Source organism: Aeromonas sp. HMWF014 (genome assembly GCF_963878295.1).
In the GTDB taxonomy this organism is placed as follows: Bacteria; Pseudomonadota; Gammaproteobacteria; order Enterobacterales; family Aeromonadaceae; genus Aeromonas; species Aeromonas popoffii.
Window position 1 is genome coordinate 1 of sequence record NZ_CAWNYS010000072.1, and the last position, 884, is coordinate 884.

Here is an 884-nt window from a genome sequence, read left to right on the forward strand (position 1 = left end):
CCCTGATGGTCTTCCAGCCGGATGGGATCCGGGATGGCGTCCAGCAGGCGGCGCTGCAGCAGCTGTTGCTGGCGGAAGGTCTGCTCCAGCTCCTTGCGCTGATCAATCTCGTTGACCATGCCAAACAGGGCTACCGGCTTGCCCTGCTCGTCATAGAGCGGGATCTTGTGGATCTCCATCCAGCTGGTGGTATCGCCGCTGTGGCAGTACAACTGCTGATAGAGCAGGGGTTTGCCCTCCGCCAGCAGCTGCTGATCCTCTTCCCGAAAGACGTCGCCCCACGGCATGTCCGTATCCGTCTTGCCGATGAGGTCTGCCGGTTGCAACAGGCCCGCTTGCTCCGTAAAGGCCTGGTTGGCAAACAGGTAGCGTCCGGCCGTATCCCGGCAGAAGATATTCATGGGTAACTGATCGATGATCTGCTGAAGCAGAGTCAGGGTGAGCAAGGAATTCACGCAGACACTCACGGGGGAAATTTCGAGCGAATCTATGATAGCAGGCTGGTTTTGTAAAGCTTGGGTTAATGTTGACGCATTTCTGCTGATCCCTGCTGACAGTCTGTGCCGTCAACGCCATAATAGCCGCCGGTTGGCCTATGGCCGGATAATATGGATGAGAGAAGCTGCATGAAAAAGATAATGGGGGTAGCCCTGGCCCTGTTGATAGGCGGTTGTGCCAGCGATAACAATGGCGGCGAGCAATACCGCTATAATCCGCCGGTTGCCAAGGCGACCAACAATACCCAGGAGATGCCGATCCCGGTGGATCTGGTGTGGGCCCGCGCTGAGAAGTGGTTTGGCGATCACGGCCTTAACATCGAAAACAGCCAGCGTGGCTCAGGCCTGATGACGGCCAACGTCGAGAACGCGGCCGATGGCCTGGAG

1 protein-coding gene and 1 pseudogene are annotated in these 884 nt (G+C 57.7%); one reads left to right on the plus strand and one right to left on the minus strand.

Going from position 1 to position 884, the window contains the following annotated elements:
- Window positions 1-455: PAS domain-containing protein (locus tag AAC083_RS02780; RefSeq protein WP_146181784.1), on the minus strand; the 455-nt coding region annotated here is incomplete at its 3' end.
- Between the two features lie 171 nt (window positions 456-626).
- On the opposite strand from AAC083_RS02780, the pseudogene AAC083_RS22840 reads away from it, so the two are divergent.
- A pseudogene (locus AAC083_RS22840) lies at window positions 627-884 on the plus strand (hypothetical protein); the annotation flags it as partial.